23 protein-coding genes are annotated in these 17206 nt (G+C 71.2%); 17 read left to right on the plus strand and 6 right to left on the minus strand.

Annotated features, from left to right (window positions below; all coding sequences use genetic code 11):
* Window positions 1-63: 63 nt before the first annotated feature.
* From P2H44_RS10260 to P2H44_RS10285, 6 genes are all read right to left on the minus strand, one after another.
* The gene (locus tag P2H44_RS10260; RefSeq protein WP_275763424.1) at window positions 64-1371 is read right to left on the minus strand and encodes a beta-ketoacyl-ACP synthase; all 1308 of its coding nucleotides are present in this window, start codon (window positions 1369-1371) and stop codon (window positions 64-66) included.
* A gap of 153 nt (window positions 1372-1524) precedes the next feature.
* A complete protein-coding gene (locus P2H44_RS10265) occupies window positions 1525-1938 on the minus strand; it encodes a MarR family winged helix-turn-helix transcriptional regulator (RefSeq protein ID WP_275763425.1) in 414 nt (137 codons plus the stop codon).
* A 133-nt stretch (window positions 1939-2071) separates the two neighbouring features.
* Window positions 2072-2677 (minus strand): 50S ribosomal protein L9, encoded by a 606-nt coding sequence (rplI, locus tag P2H44_RS10270; protein WP_275763426.1) that lies wholly within the window; start codon window positions 2675-2677, stop codon window positions 2072-2074.
* Window positions 2678-2688: 11 nt separating this feature from the next.
* Window positions 2689-2916: a 30S ribosomal protein S18 gene (rpsR, locus tag P2H44_RS10275; RefSeq protein WP_092860043.1), complete on the minus strand. Its 228-nt coding sequence runs from the start codon at window positions 2914-2916 to the stop codon at window positions 2689-2691.
* A gap of 21 nt (window positions 2917-2937) precedes the next feature.
* The gene (rpsF, locus tag P2H44_RS10280; protein WP_275763427.1) at window positions 2938-3327 is read right to left on the minus strand and encodes a 30S ribosomal protein S6; all 390 of its coding nucleotides are present in this window, start codon (window positions 3325-3327) and stop codon (window positions 2938-2940) included.
* A 144-nt stretch (window positions 3328-3471) separates the two neighbouring features.
* Window positions 3472-4689, minus strand: coding sequence for an Ig-like domain-containing protein (locus P2H44_RS10285; protein WP_275763428.1), 1218 nt, complete (start codon window positions 4687-4689; stop codon window positions 3472-3474).
* A gap of 349 nt (window positions 4690-5038) precedes the next feature.
* Between P2H44_RS10285 and fabD the strand changes: the two genes are divergently transcribed.
* The 17 genes from fabD (at window position 5039) to P2H44_RS10370 (ending at window position 17203) form a co-directional block, all read left to right on the plus strand.
* Entirely contained in the window at window positions 5039-5977 is a 939-nt protein-coding gene (fabD, locus tag P2H44_RS10290; protein ID WP_275763429.1) for an ACP S-malonyltransferase, read from the plus strand.
* Window positions 5978-5982: 5 nt separating this feature from the next.
* Window positions 5983-6720: a 3-oxoacyl-[acyl-carrier-protein] reductase gene (gene fabG / locus P2H44_RS10295; protein ID WP_275763430.1), complete on the plus strand. Its 738-nt coding sequence runs from the start codon at window positions 5983-5985 to the stop codon at window positions 6718-6720.
* Window positions 6721-6916: 196 nt separating this feature from the next.
* On the plus strand, window positions 6917-7156 hold the full coding sequence (locus P2H44_RS10300) for an acyl carrier protein (RefSeq protein WP_275763431.1): 240 nt from the start codon (window positions 6917-6919) through the stop codon (window positions 7154-7156).
* Window positions 7157-7265: 109 nt separating this feature from the next.
* Complete coding sequence (gene fabF / locus P2H44_RS10305; protein ID WP_275763432.1) at window positions 7266-8528, plus strand: beta-ketoacyl-ACP synthase II; 1263 nt, start codon at window positions 7266-7268, stop codon at window positions 8526-8528.
* A gap of 7 nt (window positions 8529-8535) precedes the next feature.
* A complete protein-coding gene (gene mltG, locus P2H44_RS10310) occupies window positions 8536-9534 on the plus strand; it encodes an endolytic transglycosylase MltG (RefSeq protein ID WP_275763433.1) in 999 nt (332 codons plus the stop codon).
* Between the two features lie 162 nt (window positions 9535-9696).
* Window positions 9697-10029 carry a hypothetical protein gene (locus P2H44_RS10315; protein ID WP_275763434.1) on the plus strand — a complete coding sequence of 111 codons (333 nt, stop codon included), beginning with the start codon at window positions 9697-9699 and terminating at the stop codon, window positions 10027-10029.
* On the plus strand, window positions 9920-11308 hold the full coding sequence (locus P2H44_RS10320; protein ID WP_275763435.1) for a DNA-packaging protein: 1389 nt from the start codon (window positions 9920-9922) through the stop codon (window positions 11306-11308). Before P2H44_RS10315 ends, P2H44_RS10320 begins: the two co-directional genes overlap by 110 nt.
* Window positions 11309-11355: 47 nt before the next feature.
* Window positions 11356-12552 (plus strand): phage portal protein, encoded by a 1197-nt coding sequence (locus P2H44_RS10325; RefSeq protein WP_275763436.1) that lies wholly within the window; start codon window positions 11356-11358, stop codon window positions 12550-12552.
* On the plus strand, window positions 12549-12806 hold the full coding sequence (locus P2H44_RS10330; RefSeq protein ID WP_275763438.1) for a GTA head formation protein, RCAP_rcc01685 family: 258 nt from the start codon (window positions 12549-12551) through the stop codon (window positions 12804-12806). The genes P2H44_RS10325 and P2H44_RS10330 overlap by 4 nt, the downstream gene beginning before the upstream one ends.
* Before the next feature lie 13 nt (window positions 12807-12819).
* Window positions 12820-13386: an HK97 family phage prohead protease gene (locus P2H44_RS10335; RefSeq protein WP_275763439.1), complete on the plus strand. Its 567-nt coding sequence runs from the start codon at window positions 12820-12822 to the stop codon at window positions 13384-13386.
* Between the two features lie 51 nt (window positions 13387-13437).
* The gene (locus tag P2H44_RS10340) at window positions 13438-14601 is read left to right on the plus strand and encodes a phage major capsid protein (protein WP_275763440.1); all 1164 of its coding nucleotides are present in this window, start codon (window positions 13438-13440) and stop codon (window positions 14599-14601) included.
* Between the two features lie 206 nt (window positions 14602-14807).
* On the plus strand, window positions 14808-15098 hold the full coding sequence (locus P2H44_RS10345; RefSeq protein ID WP_275763441.1) for a phage fiber-tail adaptor protein: 291 nt from the start codon (window positions 14808-14810) through the stop codon (window positions 15096-15098).
* Between the two features lie 12 nt (window positions 15099-15110).
* Window positions 15111-15686: a head-tail connector protein gene (locus tag P2H44_RS10350; RefSeq protein WP_275763442.1), complete on the plus strand. Its 576-nt coding sequence runs from the start codon at window positions 15111-15113 to the stop codon at window positions 15684-15686.
* Window positions 15683-16036 (plus strand): head-tail adaptor protein, encoded by a 354-nt coding sequence (locus P2H44_RS10355; protein ID WP_275763444.1) that lies wholly within the window; start codon window positions 15683-15685, stop codon window positions 16034-16036. The genes P2H44_RS10350 and P2H44_RS10355 overlap by 4 nt, the downstream gene beginning before the upstream one ends.
* A 20-nt stretch (window positions 16037-16056) precedes the next feature.
* On the plus strand, window positions 16057-16449 hold the full coding sequence (gene gp17, locus P2H44_RS10360) for a tail completion protein gp17 (protein ID WP_275763445.1): 393 nt from the start codon (window positions 16057-16059) through the stop codon (window positions 16447-16449).
* Window positions 16450-16470: 21 nt separating this feature from the next.
* On the plus strand, window positions 16471-16878 hold the full coding sequence (locus tag P2H44_RS10365) for a phage major tail protein, TP901-1 family (RefSeq protein WP_275763447.1): 408 nt from the start codon (window positions 16471-16473) through the stop codon (window positions 16876-16878).
* A 1-nt stretch (window position 16879) separates the two neighbouring features.
* The gene (locus tag P2H44_RS10370; protein ID WP_275763448.1) at window positions 16880-17203 is read left to right on the plus strand and encodes a GTA-gp10 family protein; all 324 of its coding nucleotides are present in this window, start codon (window positions 16880-16882) and stop codon (window positions 17201-17203) included.
* Window positions 17204-17206: the final 3 nt, after the last annotated feature.

Consider the following 17206-nt stretch of genomic DNA (forward strand, 5'->3'; position numbering starts at 1 on the left):
ACTCCCGTTGCGTCGGCGCCCGTTTAGCGTGGCGCGCGAGGCGAGGAAAGCCGGCGATGGGCCTCAGGCGGGCAGGGAGGCCGCCTCGCGGAAGGCGAGGCAGGCGTTGACCCCTCCGAACCCGAAGGCGTTGGAGAGCGCGGCGCGGATCGGGCGGGTCACCGGGCCCTCGGTCGCGAGGGTCCAGGCCTGCGCGGCGGGCTCGGGGGCGGAGAGATTCGCGGCCGGCGGGATCGTCCGGCGGCGCAGGATCTCGACCGTGATGGCGGCCTCGATGGCGCCGGCGGCGCCCAGGAGGTGGCCGGTGTTGGCCTTGGTGGCGGTGACGGCGAGGTCCTTGCCGCGGTTGGGCAGGGCGGCGGCGATGGCGGCGAGCTCGGCCGCGTCGCCCACGGGCGTCGAGGTGGAGTGGGCGTTCACGTAGTCGACGTCGGCGGGCGCGAGGCCGGCCATGGCCATCGCCTTCTCCATCGCCGCGCGGGGGCCGTGCCCGTCCGCGTGGCCGGCGGTGAGCTGGTAGGCGTCGGCCGAGGCGCCGTGGCCGGCGAGGACGGCGAGAGGCGTCGCGCCCCGGGCGCGGGCGTGGGACAGGGTCTCGATCACCAGCGCCGCCGCGCCCTCGGACAGGACGAAGCCGGCGCGGGCCTGGTCGAGGGGGCGGGAGGCCTCTTCCGGGCGGTCGTTGAACTCGGTGGCGAGCGCCCGCGCGGCGCAGAAGCCGCCGATGGAGATCGGGTCCACGCAGGCGTCGGCGCCGCCGACGAGGGCCACGTCCGCCTCGCCCGAACGGATCAGCCGCATGCCGTCGGCGATGGCCTGGGCGGAGGCGGCGCAGGCGGTGGTCGGCGCGCCGATGGGGCCGGTGAAGCCGTGTCGGATCGAGATCCAGCCGGCGGCGAGGTTGGGCAGGAACGAGGGAACGACGAAGGGCGAGAGGCGGCGGGGCCCGCGGGCGCGGATCGTCTCCATCGCGCCGGTCATCGCGGGCACGCCGCCGACCCCGGTTCCGACGATCGTGGCGGTGCGGGCCAGGGGCTCGGCCGCGTCGGGCGCCCAGCCGGCCTGGGCCAGCGCCTGGGCGGCCGCGGCGACGGCGTAGACGATGAACAGGTCCATCTTGCGCAGGTCCTTGCCGTCGACGTGGTCGAGCGGGTCGAACCCGTCGGGCTCGCCCTTGCCGGGGACGAGGCCGGCGATGCGGGCGGGGTAGTCGGAGACGTCGAAGCGGTCGTTCGCGCGGATGCCGCTGCGCCGCGCCATCAGCGCGCGCCAGGTCGCCTCGATCCCCACGCCGAGCGGGGAGACGGCGCCGAGGCCGGTGACCACGATCGGGTCGGAGGGATCGGGCGGGGTCAGGGGAGCGGGGGACATGGCGGCCTCATTCGTGCAGATGCACGGTGTATATGCACGAAATGGGACCGCGACAAGGGCGCGACGGTCGGGGCGGGGACAGGGAGGCGAAGCCGAGCGCGGCCGAAGGGGGCTCGACGCCCCCTGAGGACGGCTGCTGCGGGACGCCCGCGGTCAGGGCCGGGTCAGCAGGTCCAACATGTGGAGGAAGGCGTCGGGGTCCGCGTCGCCGAGGCGGGCGCGGATCTCGTCCTGGGCCTCGGCCCAGAGGGGCATGAGGCGGTCGAGAAGCGCCTCGCCCGCGGGCGTCAGGGCGCAGCGGCGGGCGTTGCCGGCCCCGGAGGTCTTGCGCGCCAGGCCCTTGCGCTCGAGCAGGTCGAGATTGCGCGACAGCGTGGTGCGGTCCATCGCGATGCGCTCGGCATGTTCGGAGAGCGTGCGCTCGGCCTGTTCGCGGATCGAGCCCATCACCGAGAACTGCGCCAGCGTCACGCCATGCTCGCGCAGGCGCGCGTCATAGCGACGGGTCAGGGCGCGGGCCGCGCGGATCGTCGAGAGGACGAGGCAGGTGGAGAGCGGGGTCGACATGCTTCCGGCTAGCCTTGCGCGCGGAACGGATCAAGAGCCGCGAGGGCGCAAGGGCGGGGCGCGGAACGAAAAGCGCCCGCGGCGTGTCCGCCGCGGGCGCAGGAGGATTCGGCTGCGACCGGATCCCTGGATCTCAGAGACGATCGTCCTCGTCCGAGCCGCGGGGATCGGAGAGCAGGCCCTCGGCCTCCTCGTCGTCCTCGAACAGCTCCTGGATGTCGAACTCCGCGGCCGCCTCTTCTTCGGCGCGGGCCTCCTGGATGGTCTTGCCGGTGGCCTGGAGCTCCGCTTCCTCGTTCGAGCGCGCGACGTTGATCGTCACGGTCGCCGAGACCTCCGGGTGGAGGACGATGCGGATGTCGTGCAGGCCGAGCTCCTTGACGGGCTTGTCCAGCGACACCTGGCGCTTGTCGACCGAGAAGCCGCCCTCGGTCGCCGCGTCCGCGACGTCGCGCGGGGTCACGGAGCCGTAGAGGGCGCCCATCTCGGAAGCCGAGCGGATGATGACGAAGGACTGGCCGTCGAGCTTGTCGGCGACGGTCTGCGCTTCGGCCTTGAGCTCGAGGTTGCGGGCCTCGAGCTGGGCGCGCTGGGCCTCGAACTGGGCCAGGTTGGCCTTCGTCGCCCGCAGGGCCTTGCCCTGGGGGAGAAGGAAGTTGCGGCCGTAGCCGGGCTTCACGGTGACGACGTCACCCATCTGGCCCAGCTTTTCGACGCGCTCGAGAAGAACGACTTCCATCGGTCTGCTCCTCAGTTGATCGCGTACGGCAGCAGGGCGAGGAAGCGCGAACGCTTGATGGCCTTGGCCAGCTCACGCTGCTTCTTCGCCGAGACGGCGGTGATGCGGGAGGGGACGATCTTGCCGCGCTCGGAGATGTAGCGCTGCAGGAGCTTCACGTCCTTGTAGTCGATCTTCGGCGCGTTCTCGCCCGAGAACGGGCAGGTCTTGCGACGACGGAAGAAGGGCTTGCGAGCCATGGTCTATCTCTCCTCTGCCGATCAGTCGCGACGCGGACCGCGCGGGCCGCGATCCCGGCCGCCGCGGCCGCCGCGATCGTCGCGCGAGTTCTTGGCCTGGATCACGGCCGACGGACCTTCCTCGTGCTCCTCGACCTTGACGGTCAGGACGCGCAGGACGTCGTCGTGCAGGCGCATCAGGCGCTCCATCTCCATGACCGCGGCCGAGGGGCTGTCGGTCTTGAGGAAGGCGTAGTGGCCCTTGCGGTTCTTGTTGATCTTGTAGGCGAGAGTCCGCACGCCCCAGTATTCGGAGCCCTGGACGTCGCCGCCGTTGTCCTTGAGAACCTGGCCGAAGTGCTCGATCAGCCCCTCGGCCTGCGCGTTGGAAAGATCCTGACGCGCGATGAAGACGTGCTCGTAGAGCGCCATCTGGTCATCCTTTGTCGTGTCGGCGCTTCAAAATGCGGGGGCGAAGCCTTCCGAAGCCCGCATACGAGAGGCGCGACGGCATCCGTTTTCGGAAGGAAGCGCGCGTATGGCGGATTTCGCCGCCAAACGCAAGCCTCGACCGAGTCAGAGGAGACCGGGATCGTCGTCGTAGGGCCAGGGGCCGTCGGGATCGGGCTCGGCGTCCTGGACGCGCACCGTCACGTGAACCTTGTCCCGGCCGATCTCGTTCCGGATAATGTAGTCGAAGCCGGCGCGGCCCGAGAAGCCTTCCTCCGGGGTGAAGACGACCTCATCGTCGATCAGTTCGACGGTCCCGTGCTCGGCGTTCTTCACCTTGACGAACTCGATGCCGAGATCGGCCAGGTAGGCGTCGTTCGCCAGCAGCTTCGCCACGTCGACGGTCCGCGACTCTTCGTAGGCGGTCTTGAAGGTGTCGTCCAAGCCGATGGGCCGGCCGTCCACGCGATGCCGCTCGCCCGAGCTGTCGACGAAGATCTCGATGTCGGTGAACACGAAGGTCGACACGTCGTCGAACTCGTACTCGTCGTAGGTGAACGTGGTGATGTAGGTCAGCGCGCCGATGTCGTCGTAGATCAGCTCGTAGTCGTCGGGGACGACGCTGGCGACGACCTTGTCCACGCCGGCGCCGCCGTCGATCGTCGAGCCGTCGAGCGTCCACCAGGAGCGGAAGGTGTCGTCGCCGCGTCCGCCCTTCAGCATGCCGGCGGCTTCGAAGAGGTCGTCCCCTGCGCCGCCCTTGACCAGAGCGTAGTCGCCGCCGATGCGCAGCACGTCGTCGCCGCCCCCGCCGTAGACTTCGGCGGTGTATTCCGTGACGGAGTGGAGGTCGACCACGTCGTCGCCCCGGCCGGCATGGACGGTCGCGGCCCATGCGTCGCTTTCCAGGCGGTCGGCGCCGCGGCCGAGTTTCGCCACCAGCGCTCCGGCGCCGAGGAGGTCATGGATCACCTCGTCCGCGCCGCGGCCGGAATCGATCCAGATGTTGCCACGCTCCGTGTACTCGATCTCATCCGCGAGCTGGTCGGGATTCTGGTCGCCGACGATGGTGACGCCTGCGCCGTCGGGCAGATCGGCCACGGCCACGTCGCGGTCGTCGAAGCGCAGGATCTCGACCTCGAAGTAGCGGGCGTATGTGATGCCCGAGAGGCTCTCGATCCAGCCGGAGCCGCCGGTGAAGGCGGTGCTGTCCCCATCGACGAGGAGCACGTCAATGCCGTCGCCGCCGATGAAGCGGCCATTTTCGTCGTCGGAGGCGAGCTCGAAGATGTCGTCGCCGTCCGTGCCGAACGTGACGAGGCCGCGTGTGACAATGCCGGTCATGAAAAGGGGTCCTTCGATGCGGGCGGGCACGCCCGATGGGATAATCGCCTCCTGATAGCAGATCCTGGCAGGGCGCGACAGGCGCCGCCGGGCGGACGGTGCGGGATGGGTCTCCACGACGTGGAGGAGTCGACCCGGCCGGATGCGTTCCTCGGCGACCCCGGACGACGCCGTGGATTTCGCGAGCCGCCGATGCAGGGCCGGCCGGCGGACGGAATCGGCGGGACGCCGGAGCCGCCGCGCACGGCGAGCCAAGGCGTGCGGCGCGCCGGCGCCCATGTGCCGGCCGGTTGCGGACGGCAGGGGACGGCGGTAGAGCGGGGCCGAGACAGCGAAGGGAGGATCTCGCGTGCGCGCATTCGTGTTCCCGGGGCAGGGCGCCCAGGCGGTGGGCATGGGCAAGGCCCTGGCCGAGGCCTATCCGGCGGCGGCCGCCGTGTTCGAGGAGGTCGACGACGCGCTGGGCGAGAAGCTGAGCGCGGTGATCTGGGAGGGGCCGGCCGAGGCGCTGACCCTGACCGCCAACACCCAGCCGGCGCTGTTCGCGACCTCGATCGCGGCGATGCGGGCGCTGGAGGCGGAGGGGGTCTCGATCTCCGACGCGGCGTTCGTGGCGGGGCACTCGCTGGGCGAGTACTCGGCGCTGTGCGCGGCGGGCGCGCTGCAGGTGGGCGAGGCGGCGAAGCTGCTGCGCCTGCGCGGCGAGGCGATGCAGGCGGCCTGCGCGCCGGGCGTCGGCGCGATGGCGGCGATCCTGGGCCTGGGCCTCGAGGGCGCACGCCAGGCCGCGGCCGAGGCCGCCCAGGGCGAGGTCTGCGAGGCGGCCAATGACAACGAGCCGACGCAGGTGGTGATCTCGGGTCACAAGGCGGCGGTGGAGCGGGCGATCGAGGGGTGCAAGGCGCTCGGCGCCAAGCGCGGCATGCTGCTGCCGGTGAGCGCGCCGTTCCATTGCGCGCTGATGCAGCCCGCGGCCGACAAGATGGCGGAGGCGCTGGCCTCGGTCGAGATCAAGGCGCCGGCGGTGCCGGTGGTCTCGAACGTCAAGGCCGAGGGCGTCTCGGACCCCGACGAGATCCGGAAGCTGCTGGTGGAGCAGGTGACCGGCGCGGTGCGCTGGCGCGAGGACGTGCTGTGGATGCAGTCCCAGGGCGTGACCGAGCTGGTGGAGATCGGCGCGGGCAAGGTGCTGTGCGGGCTCGCGCGGCGCATCGACAAGGGGCTGGCGGCGAAGGCCGTGAACGGGCCCGAGGACGCGAAGGCCGTGGCGGCCGAGATCAAGGGGTGAGCGGGATGTTCGATCTGACCGGCAAGCGGGCGCTGGTGACCGGCGCCTCGGGCGGCATCGGGGGCGAGGTGGCGCGCGCGCTGCACGCGCAGGGCGCGACGGTGGCCCTGTCGGGCACCCGCACCGAGCCGCTGGAGGCGCTGGCGGCCGAGCTGGGCGAGCGGGCGTTCGTGACGCCCTGCAACCTGGGCGACGCGGCCGCGGTCGAGGCGCTGCCGAAGGCGGCGGCCGAGGCGATGGGCGGCGTCGACATCCTGGTGAACAACGCCGGCGTCACCCGCGACCAGCTGTTCATGCGCATGTCGGACGAGGATTTCGAGACCGTCCTGCAGATCAACCTGTTGGCGGCCTTCCGCCTGTCGCGCGGCGTGCTGCGCGGGATGATGAAGGCGCGCTGGGGGCGCATCATCTCGGTCACCTCGATCGTGGGCGTGACGGGCAATCCGGGGCAGGGGAACTACGCCGCCTCGAAGGCCGGGCTGATCGGCATGTCCAAGAGCCTGGCGGGCGAGGTCGCGGGCCGCGGCATCACCGTGAACTGCATCGCGCCGGGCTTCATCGAGACGGCGATGACCGCCAAGCTGGCGGACGCGCAGAAGGAGAAGCTGCTGGGCGGCATCCCCGCCGGGCGCATGGGCACGGCGCAGGAAATCGCGGCCGCCGCGGTCTATCTCGCCTCGTCCGAGGCCGGCTACACGACGGGCGCGACCTTGCACGTCAACGGCGGGATGGCGATGATCTGACCGCCCGGGGCGGCGGCGAAAGGGGGGCGATTCAATGTTGCCACCCCCGGAGGCTATGATATAGCCGCCCCACACGCGGCGGACCGGACGCTCCGGCCCGTCGGACAGGTTTCCGCCCCGTGGCGCAGGCGCCGCGGGACGCGATCGAGAGACGACAGGCCCGTGAACTGGGGCCAAGAGAAGTGAGGATTCTCGCATGAGCGACATCGCCGAGCGCGTTAAGAAGATCGTGGTCGAGCACCTGTCCGTCGAAGAGGACAAGGTCACCGAGAGCGCCAGCTTCATCGACGATCTGGGCGCCGACTCGCTGGACACCGTCGAGCTGGTCATGGCTTTCGAGGAAGAGTTCGGGATCGAGATCCCCGACGACGCCGCCGAGACCATCCAGACGGTCGGCGACGCCGTGAAGTTCATCTCCGAGAACGCCGAGAGCTGATCGGATCGCTCCCGAGCCGATGACGGTTTCGGGAGCGTCGCTTGCACAGGGCGTCGGGGCGCGGTTAGGGTCGCGCCCGGAACCTCAGAATTCAGGGATGGAGCAGCGCGTGAGGCGGGTCGTCGTCACCGGCTTGGGCTTGCTGACGCCGCTTGGCTGCGGCGTCGAGGAGACCTGGTCGCGTCTGGTCGCCGGAAAATCCGGCGCAGGAAAGATCAAGTATTTCGATGCCAGCCACCTGCCGGCGCAGATCGCGTGCGAAATCCCCTTGGGCGACGGGTCCGACGGGACCTGGAACCCGGACGACTGGGTGCCCGCGAAGGATCGCCGCAAGGTCGACCGCTTCATCACCTACGCGCTGACCGCGGCCGAGCAGGCCGTGCGGGACGCGGACTGGATGCCCGAGGACGAGGCCGAGCGGAAGCGCACCGGCGTTCTGATCGGGTCGGGAATCGGCGGCGTCGAGAGCATCGCCGAAGCCGCCATCACGTTGAAGGAAAAGGGTCCGCGCCGGATCTCGCCCTTCTTCATCCCGGGCGCGCTGATCAACCTGTGCTCCGGCCAGGTGTCGATCAAGTACGGCTTCAAGGGCCCCAACCACGCGGTGGTGACGGCCTGTTCGACCGGCGCGCACGCCATCGGCGACGCGGCCCGGCTGATCCGCTACGGCGACGCCGACGTGATGATCGCCGGCGGCTCCGAGAGCCCGGTCTGCGAGATCGGGGTCGCGGGCTTCTGCGCCTGCAAGGCGCTGTCGACCGGCTTCAACGACACGCCCGAGAAGGCCTCGCGCCCCTATGACAAGGATCGCGACGGCTTCGTCATGGGCGAGGGCGCCGGCATCGTCGTGCTCGAGGAATACGAGCACGCCAAGGCCCGCGGCGCGAAGATCTACGCCGAGGTGCTCGGCTACGGCCTGTCGGGCGACGCCTATCACATCACCTCGCCGTCGCCGGACGGGGACGGGGGCTTCCGCTCCATGTCCGCGGCGCTGGAGAACGCGGGGCTGACGGCGGCCGACATCGATTACGTCAACGCGCACGGCACCTCGACGCCGCTGGGCGACGAGATCGAGCTGGGCGCGGTGACCCGCCTGCTGGGCGAGCATGCCTCGAAGGTGACGATGAGCTCGACCAAGTCGGCGATCGGCCACCTGCTGGGCGCCGCCGGCGCGGTCGAGGCGATCTTCTGCGCGCTGGCGATCCGCGACCAGGTCGCGCCGCCGACGCTGAACCTCGACAATCCGTCGGTGGAGACCCCGATCGACCTCGCCCCCGGCGAGGCGCGCAAGCGCGAGATCAAGGTCGCGCTGTCCAACTCCTTCGGGTTCGGCGGCACCAACGCGTCGCTGATCCTGGGCCGACTGGACTGAGCGAGGCATGCGCCACGTCGCGGCCAACGCGCTGACGATCTTCATTGTCCTGGGCCTGATCCTCGCGGGGGTCATCGCCTGGGGCTTCAATCAGTGGACCGGCGAGGGCCCCGCGCAGGAGCCCGTGCAGGTCATGGTGCCCAAGGGCGCCAACCTGACCCGAACCTCGCAGATCCTGGAAGAGGCGGGCGTCATCACCGACGCGCGCATCTTCCGGCTGGGCGCGCGCTACGAGAAGCTGGGCTCGCGCCTGCAGGCGGGCGAGTTCCTGATGCCGGCCGGGATCTCGATGCACGACGCGCTGGTCTGCGTGGTCGACCAGACCACCTGCGAGCGGGTGACCTACCGGATCACCGTCGTCGAAGGCTCGACCGTGTGGCAGGTGATCGAGCAGGTGAAGGCCATGGACGTGCTGACCGGCGAGATCGCCGAGATGCCGGCCGAAGGCACGCTGGCCCCCGAGACCTACCAGGTGAACCGCGGCGACACCCGCCAGGGCCTGATCACCCGGATGCAGGCGGAGCAGTCGCGCATCCTGGACGAGGCCTGGGCGAACCGGGCGGACGATCTGCCGATCTCGAACAAGGCCGAGGCGCTGATCCTCGCCTCGCTGATCGAGAAGGAGACCGGCGTGCCCGAGGAACGCGGCGAGGTCGCCTCGGTCTTCGAGAACCGGCTGAAGCGGCGCATGAAGCTGCAGACCGATCCGGCGGTGATCTATGGCGTGACCGAGGGCAAGGCGCCGCTGGGCCGCGGGCTGCGGCGCAGCGAGCTGGACAAGCCGACGCCCTGGAACACCTACGTGATCCCCGGCCTGCCGGAGACGCCGATCGCCAACCCCGGGCGCGCCTCGATCGAGGCGGCGGTCAACCCTGGGGAAACCGACTTCCTGTATTTCGTGGCGGACGGCACCGGTGGACACGCCTTCGCCCGGACGCTGGTGGAGCACAACCGGAACGTCGCCCGGTGGCGGCAGATCGAACGGCAGCGCAGCTCCAGCGACTGAGACCTGCGCGGGTCTCGCAACCTGGAATTTAGTCGTTGACATGGCGAACGCTCTCTGATAGAAAAAGAGCACGCTGGGACAAGCAGGCGAACAGGGCTCCCGACCGATCGGTCGCGGGGCCCTTTTCGTTGCGGGCGGCTCAGGGTCGGCGAGGGAGACCCTATGGACCGCGACGACGACGTGCCCGACGTGCTGGGCGATCTCCAGTCCGCGCATCGCATCTACCTGACGCTTCACGGAGTGCTCCTGAAGCGGATCGATCAACTCGTCTCGGCGATGGCCGCGGAGGAGGTGGGCGGCGACAAGGAGGCGACGAAGGCCCTGGCCGACGACGTCTCGCGCCTGCAGGGCGCCTTGGTGCAGCTTTGCAAATACGAGGATCGACTTGCCGCCGAAATCGAACAGCGGGAAGGACGGGCGGCCGGGGACCTGGACCTCGACGCCGCCCGGCGGGAGATCCTGGGCGAGCTGGCTCGCCTCGCTGAGCGAGGATGAGCGGCAGGGCTTCGTCGAGGGGCTGAGCGACGAGGCGGCGGCGGCGCTGCGCTGGACCTTCGAGGTCTGGCGCCTGGCGGGGCACCAGGCGCCGCCGCCGGGCCGGTGGCGGTCCTGGGTGATCCTGGGCGGCCGCGGCGCGGGCAAGACGCGGGCCGGGGCCGAATGGGTCCGCGCCCTGGTCGAAGGGGGGACGCCGCTGGCGCCGGGCGCACGCTCGCGCGTGGCGCTGGTGGGGGAAACCTTCGACCAGGTCCGCGAGGTGATGATCGAGGGGCCCTCGGGGATCCGGGCCTGCTCGCCGCCCGACCGGCGGCCGGAGTGGATCGCGACCCGGCGCTTGCTGCGCTGGCAGAACGGGGCGGAGGCGCTGGCGTTCTCGGCCGGGCAGCCGGAGGCGCTGCGGGGGCCGCAGTTCGACGCGGCCTGGTGCGACGAGCTCGCCAAGTGGCCGCGCGGGGCGGCGACCTGGGCGAACCTGGGCCTGTGCCTTCGGCTGGGGGAGGCGCCGCAGGCGCTGGTGACCACCACGCCGCGGAGGACGCCCCTGCTGAAGCGGCTGCTGGCGGCGGAGGACACGGTGGTCACGCGCGCGCCGACCGAGGCGAACGCGGCCAACCTGGCGCCGGAGTTCCTGGAAGCGATGGAGCGCGAGTTCGGCGCGACCAGCTTCGCCCGGCAGGAGCTGGGCGGGGAGCTGCTGGAGGACGTCGAGGGCGCGCTGTGGACATGCGCGCTGCTGGAGAAGCAGAGGGTGCGCCAGGCGCCGCCCCTGGTCCGCATCGTGGTGGCGGTCGATCCGGCGACGACCTCGGGCAAGTCGGCGGACAGCTGCGGGATCGTGGTGGCCGGACTGTGCGCGGAGGACGGGATCTACGTGCTCGCGGACCTGACGGTCCAGGGGGCCGCGCCGCTCGACTGGGCGCGGCGGGCGGTGGACGCCTTCCACCAATGGCAGGCCGACAGGATCGTGGCCGAGGTGAACCAGAGCGGCGAGATGGTCGAGGCGCTGGTGCGCCAGATCGATCCCGACGTGAGCTACGCGGGCGTCTCCGCCTCGCGCGGGAAGCTCGCGCGCGCGGAGCCGATCGCGATGGCCTACGAGCGCGGGCAGGTCCGGCATGTCGGCGCCTTTCCGGAGCTGGAGGACGAGATGTGCGCCTTCGGCCCGGCGCGCGATCCGCGCGAAGGCAGCCCCGATCGGGTCGACGCCCTGGTCTGGGCGGTGAGCGAGCTGCGCCGCGGCGTGACGCAGACGCCCCGCGTGCGCCAGCTGTAGGCGCGCGGACGCGTCGGTCTCTGGCAGACAAGCATGGGAGAAGGCCGATGGCTTTCAATTGGTTGCGAAGCGCGGCCGAGATCTCGCCCGAGCGCCGCTCGGCGCGGCCGGCGGAGGCCAAGGCCTCGGCCGTGGGGGCGGCGGTGGCCTGGGCGACGACCGGGCGGGCGGCCTGGTCGCCGCGGGATACGGTCAGCCTGGCGCGCAACGGCTTCGCGCGGAACGTGATCGGCTTTCGCTGCGTGCGGATGCTGGCCGAAGCGGCCGCGGCGGTTCCGATGATCCTCTCCGACGGGGAGCGTCGGCTGGACCTGCACCCGGTCGCCAGGCTCCTGGAGCGGCCCAATCCCGGGCAGGTCCGCGCGGCGTTTCTGGAGAGCGTCTACGGGCACCTGCTGCTGTCGGGCGACGCCTTCGTGGAGGCGGCTGGAATGCTCGCGTCCGGCCTGCCGGCGGAGCTCTACGCGCTTCGTCCGGACCGGATGAAAGCGATACCCGGGACCGACGGGTGGCCGGAGGCCTACGAGTACGCGGTCGGCGGCAAAAAGCTCCGGTTCGAAATGAGTTCCGAGGCGCAGCCGATCCTGCACCTGAAGACGTTCCATCCGCTGGACGACCACTACGGGATGTCTCCGATGGAGGCGGCCTCGGCGTCCGTGGACATTCACAACGCGGCCGGCGCCTGGTCGAAGGCGCTGCTGGACAACGCCGCACGCCCGTCGGGCGCGATCGTCTACCGGGCGGCCGACGGCGGCACGATGACCGAGAACCAGTACCGTCGCCTGGTCGAGGAGCTGGAGGACAACCACCAGGGCGCCCGCAACGCCGGCCGTCCGATGCTGCTGGAAGGCGGGCTCGACTGGAAGCCGATGGGGTTCAGCCCCTCGGACATGGAGTTCCTGCAGACCAAGACGGCGGCGGCGCGCGACATCGCCATCGCCTTCGGCGTGCCGCCGATGTTGCTGGGTATCCCGGGCGACGCGACCTACGCCAACTACCAGGAGGCCAACCGGGCCTTCTATCGGCAGACGGTGCTGCCGCTGGTGAGCAAGGTGGCGGCGGGCCTCGCGGCCTGGCTCGCGGCGCAGGCGGGGGAGGCGATCGTGCTGAAGCCCGACCTCGATGCGCTGCCGGCCCTGGCGCCGGAGCGCGAAGCGTTGTGGCGACGGGTGTCCGAGGCCGATTTCCTGAGCGAGGACGAGAAGCGGGCCATGCTGGGGCTGCCCGCGGGCGGGTCGCGATGAACCGGAGTTCGCTGCGGTCCCAGGGGTCCGGGTCCCGATACCTCTACGAACCGTTCGACAGCGCCCATGCGCGCATCGAAGCGCTGGAGAGGGTGCTGGACGAACGCTGGGCGGCGCTGGAGCTTTCGCTCAAGAAGATCGACGAAACGGTTGATCGGCTTGAGAAACGCCTCTGGGTCGCGGTGTTCGGCGTGGCCACGGCAATGGTCGGCCAGGTCGCCTCGGTCCTGTTCGAGGGCCGGTTTCATCCCTGAGAGGGGTTCCGAGATGTGTTACGGAGCGAACTCCGGCCGACAAGCGACTGGCCTGGAGACGAAATTCGTCGCCTTCGATCAGGTCGCCACGGTGGCGGACGATGGCCGGATCGAGGGCTACGCCTCTTTGTTCGGCGTCGCCGACGCCTCGGGCGACGTGGTCGAGGACGGCGCCTTCGCGGCCAGCCTGCGCCGGATGCGGGAGGCGGGACGCTCGGTGAAGCTGCTGTGGCAGCACGATCCGGGCGAGCCGATCGGCGTCTGGGACCTGGTGCGCGAGGACGAGCGGGGCCTCCGGGTCTCGGGGCGTCTGATGACGGAGGTGCGGCGCGGCGCGGAGGCGCTGGCGCTGCTGCGGGCGGGCGCGGTGGACGGGCTGTCCATCGGCTATCGCGCGGTGAAGGCGGGTCGGACGCCCCAGGGCGGCCGGGCGCTGCTGGAGGTGGAGCTGTGGGAGGTGTCGCTGGTGACCTTCCCGATGCTCCCCGAGGCGCGCGCGTCGGCGGCCGGGACCGACGCGGAGGAGGATGCGTTCGAGGCCGCGCTGGCCGAGGCGCTGAGCGAGGCGCGGGGCCGCTAGAGCGGCGTATCGCGGCGAACCTGACGGTCTATGGATGAAGGAATATCCAGGATGAAGGACATGGGCCACGGCCTCGAGGCCAAGTCGGCGGTTGCAGGATTTCTCAAGGAATTCGGCGCCTTTCAGGATGAAGTGAAGGCGCGCATGCGCGCCCAGGACGACCGGCTGGAGCAGATCGACCGCAAGGCCGCCTCGGTCGGCGCGCGTCCCGTGCTGAGCCGCGCCTCGGACGCCGAGGCGCCTCATCGCAAGGCGCTGGCGGCCTATCTGCGCACCGGCGACGACGACGCGCTGCGCGGCGTTCAGATCGAACGCAAGGGCCTGTCGACGGCGGTCAACGCCGAGGGCGGCTACCTGGTCGATCCGCAGACCGCGGCGCGCATCCAGGGGGTGCTGACGGGCGCGGGCTCGATCCGCTCGATCGCCAACGTGGTGCAGGTGGAGTCGAACGCCTTCGACGTGCTGGTCGATCACGAGGACTTCGGCCACGGCTGGTCCTCGGAGGCCGGGCCGGTGGCGGAGAGCTCGACCCCGACCATCGAGCGGGTCTCGATCCCGCTGCATGAGCTGTCGGCCCTGCCGAAGGCCTCGCAGCGGCTGCTGGACGACAGCGCCTTCGACATCGAGGGGTGGCTCGCCGACCGCATCGCGGACAAGTTCGCCCGCGCCGAGAGCGATGCGTTCGTGAACGGCGACGGCGGCGACCAGCCGACCGGCATCCTCGACTACGCCTCCGTCGCGGCAGGGACCGGCGCGTGGGGGCAACTCGAGCACGTGGTGACGGGGCAGGCGGGCGACTTCAACGCGCTGAACCCGGCCGACGCCATCGTCGACCTGGTCTATTCGCTGGGCGCCCGCTACCGCGCCAAGGCGAGCTTCGTGATGAACTCGAAGACCGCCGGCGCGGTGCGCAAGATGAAGGACGCGGACGGCCGCTTCCTGTGGTCGGACGGGCTGGCGGCGAGCGAGCCGGCGCGGCTGATGGGTTATCCGGTGCTGATCTGCGAGGACATGCCGGACATCGCCGCCGACAGCCGCTCGATCGCCTTCGGCGACTTCGCGGCCGGCTACACGATCGCCGAGCGGCCGGACCTGCGGGTGCTGCGCGATCCGTTCTCGGCCAAGCCGCACGTCCTGTTCTACGCCACCAAGCGCGTGGGCGGGGACGTGACCGACTTCTCGGCGATCAAGCTGCTGAAGTTCTCGGCCTCCTGAGGCCGATGAACCGCGACCCGGACTGCTGACCCGGGCCGTGGCGGCCTGGTCCCCATGGGGACCGGGCCGGACGCCTTCGCGCTCCACGTCCGCGACCTGCTTCCCCACGTGACCGGGCCTGCGCGAAGGCGTCGCTTCTCCTGAGAATTCAAAGTGGTCGCGGCTGCGCCTGAGACGGCGTCGTCGCCTGCGGCGAGGGCGGGACCATGAGCGAATATGTGACCAAGGCGCCGAGCGAAGAGCGGCCCTTCGCCGTTCTCTATGCCGAGCTCGCCCCGGGCGAGACGGTCACCGAGGACCTGGGGTGGACGGTCGTCCCCGACGAGATGGACGCGATGGCGCTGTCGGTTGCGTCTTCCACCCAGGCCGGCGCCACGGCGACGGCGGTGCTGACGGGCGGTCGGCCCGGTCACCTCTACCACGTCGCGAACCGGGTGCGCACGAGCGATGCGCGGGTGCTGACCCGCGGCCTGCTGGTGCGCGTGACGGCCGGTTGAGGAGGATCGACGATGCTGAGCGAACTGGAGCCGGCCCCCTGGGCGCCGATCCCCCTGGCGGAGCTCGCCGCCCATCTGCGTCTGCCCGAGGGCCTGGAGGAGCAGGAGCGAGGCGCGCTTGAGCTCTATGCCCGGGCCGCGGGCGCGGCCGTGGAAGGCATGACGGGCAAGGCGCTGATCTCGCGGAAATTCACCTGGACGGTGACGCGCTGGCGGGATGCCTTCTCGGCGCCTCTGCCGATCGCGCCGGTGTCCTGGATAGACGCAGTGACGATGCTGGACGCCGAGGGCGGGTGGCAGGCCGCGGACCCCTCCACCTACGTGCTGGTTCCCTCCGCGCATCGTCCGCGGATCGAGGGGGCGCGGGGCCGGGCGCTGCCCGCGGTTCCGGTGGGCGGACGCATCGAGGTCGAGCTGACGGCGGGCTTCGGAGAGGACTGGAACGCGATCCCCGCCGATCTTCGCCAGGCGGTGATGTTGCTGGCGGCGCAGTACTACGAGCAACGCCAGGTGACTGCGGATCCCGTGCGCGAGGCGCCCTATGGCGTCGAGGCGCTGGTGGCGCGTCACCGGGAGATCCGGCTGTGAGGCCCCACCAGCCCTTCGCGCCGCTGCTGAACCGCAAGCTGGCGCTGGAGGAGGAGAGCCGCAGCCCCGACGGCGCGGGCGGCTGGACCCGCGCGTGGGTGAAGGTGACCAGCCTGTGGGCGTCGCTCGAGGCGCGGTCCGCAAGCGAGGGCGAGGATCGGGGGCGCGAGCGGGCGCAGGTGCGCTGGCGGATCCTGGTGCGCGCGACGCCGGTGGGTTCGGCATTTCGGCCGCGCGCGGACCAGCGGTTCCGCGAGGGCGACCGCGCCTTCCGCATCACCGGGGTGGCGGAGGCCGATCCCCGGGGCCGGTTCCTGTTCTGCTGGGCCGAAGAGGAGGCGTTGCAATGAGTTATGGCGCATCCTTCGCCTTGCAGGAGGCGGTCTATTCGGTCCTGACCGGGTCCGCGGCGCTGAGCGCGCTCGTCGGGGAGCGGATCTACGACGCCGCGCCGCATTCGGACGCGCCGGATGCGACGGCGGGGGTGTTCGTGACGCTCGGCGACGAGCGGGTCTCGAACTGGTCCGCGCAGGGATTGTCCGGCGCGATCCATGACTTCTCGGTGACGGTTCACGGATCGGACGAAGGGTTCGCCGCCGCCAAGGTGGCGGCCGAAGCGGTGAGCGCGGCGGTCTTGGGACCGCTGCCGCCGCTGTCGCAGGGGCGCGTGGCGACGGCGGATTTCCGCGGCGCCCGCGCGCGGCGCGAGAGGGCCGGCGGGCGCGCCATCGAGCTGCGGTTTCGCTTCAGGATCGAAGCATAAAGGTAGGAGAGGGCGCGGGAAATGGCGGCTCAGAGCGGTAAGGACCTGCTGCTGAAGGTGGACACCGGAAGCGGCTACGCGACGGTCGCGGGGCTTCGCGCCACGCGCATCGCCTTCAATGCGCAGACGGTGGACGTCACGCATGTCGGCTCGGCGGGACGGTGGCGGCAGCTGCTGGCGGGGGCGGGGCTGCGCTCGGCCTCGATCTCGGGCTCGGGCGTGTTCCTGGACGAGGCGACCGACGCGACGCTGCGCCAGGCCTTCTTCGACGGCGCCGCGCCCGACTTCCAGGTGGTGGTGCCGGACTTCGGCACGCTGGAGGGGACCTTCCAGATCACCGCGCTGGAGTATTCCGGCCAGCACGACGGCGAGGCGGTCTACGAGATCTCGCTCGCCTCGTCCGGCGCGCTGAGCTTCGCGGCGGCCTGAGATGGTCAACGCGGCGCGGGGAGAGGCGGAGGTCGTCGTCGAGGGCGAGCGACGCGCGATGCGGCTGACGCTGGGCGCGCTGGCGGAGCTGGAAGGGCGGCTGGACGCGAAGGGGCTGGCCGGGCTGGTCGCACGCTTCGAGGGCGGCGACTTCGGCGCGGGCGACCTGGTGGCGCTGCTGGGCGCGGGACTGCGTGGCGGAGGCCTGGCGGTGTCGGACGAACAGGTGGCGCGCATGAGCTTCGAGGGGGGCGCGGGCGGCGCGGCGCGGGCGGCGGCGCGCCTGCTCGCCGCGACCTTCGCCCCCCTGGGCGAGAACGGCTGAGCG

This window comes from Albimonas marina, assembly GCF_029223255.1.
GTDB lineage: Bacteria > Pseudomonadota > Alphaproteobacteria > Rhodobacterales > Rhodobacteraceae > Albimonas.

Coding starts and splice junctions, on each gene's coding strand:
- fabG (WP_275763430.1), top strand. CDS start 5,983: ATGTTCGATCTGACCGGCAAGCGGGCGCTGGTGACCGGCGCCTCGGGC.
- P2H44_RS10260 (WP_275763424.1), bottom strand. CDS start 1,371: ATGTCCCCCGCTCCCCTGACCCCGCCCGATCCCTCCGACCCGATCGTG.
- rpsR (WP_092860043.1), bottom strand. CDS start 2,916: ATGGCTCGCAAGCCCTTCTTCCGTCGTCGCAAGACCTGCCCGTTCTCG.
- P2H44_RS10325 (WP_275763436.1), top strand. CDS start 11,356: ATGGCTTTCAATTGGTTGCGAAGCGCGGCCGAGATCTCGCCCGAGCGC.
- P2H44_RS10330 (WP_275763438.1), top strand. CDS start 12,549: ATGAACCGGAGTTCGCTGCGGTCCCAGGGGTCCGGGTCCCGATACCTC.
- rplI (WP_275763426.1), bottom strand. CDS start 2,677: ATGGAAGTCGTTCTTCTCGAGCGCGTCGAAAAGCTGGGCCAGATGGGT.
- P2H44_RS10265 (WP_275763425.1), bottom strand. CDS start 1,938: ATGTCGACCCCGCTCTCCACCTGCCTCGTCCTCTCGACGATCCGCGCG.
- P2H44_RS10335 (WP_275763439.1), top strand. CDS start 12,820: ATGTGTTACGGAGCGAACTCCGGCCGACAAGCGACTGGCCTGGAGACG.
- P2H44_RS10340 (WP_275763440.1), top strand. CDS start 13,438: ATGAAGGACATGGGCCACGGCCTCGAGGCCAAGTCGGCGGTTGCAGGA.
- P2H44_RS10365 (WP_275763447.1), top strand. CDS start 16,471: ATGGCGGCTCAGAGCGGTAAGGACCTGCTGCTGAAGGTGGACACCGGA.
- mltG (WP_275763433.1), top strand. CDS start 8,536: ATGCGCCACGTCGCGGCCAACGCGCTGACGATCTTCATTGTCCTGGGC.
- P2H44_RS10285 (WP_275763428.1), bottom strand. CDS start 4,689: ATGACCGGCATTGTCACACGCGGCCTCGTCACGTTCGGCACGGACGGC.
- P2H44_RS10370 (WP_275763448.1), top strand. CDS start 16,880: ATGGTCAACGCGGCGCGGGGAGAGGCGGAGGTCGTCGTCGAGGGCGAG.
- rpsF (WP_275763427.1), bottom strand. CDS start 3,327: ATGGCGCTCTACGAGCACGTCTTCATCGCGCGTCAGGATCTTTCCAAC.
- P2H44_RS10300 (WP_275763431.1), top strand. CDS start 6,917: ATGAGCGACATCGCCGAGCGCGTTAAGAAGATCGTGGTCGAGCACCTG.
- P2H44_RS10315 (WP_275763434.1), top strand. CDS start 9,697: ATGGACCGCGACGACGACGTGCCCGACGTGCTGGGCGATCTCCAGTCC.
- P2H44_RS10350 (WP_275763442.1), top strand. CDS start 15,111: ATGCTGAGCGAACTGGAGCCGGCCCCCTGGGCGCCGATCCCCCTGGCG.
- P2H44_RS10345 (WP_275763441.1), top strand. CDS start 14,808: ATGAGCGAATATGTGACCAAGGCGCCGAGCGAAGAGCGGCCCTTCGCC.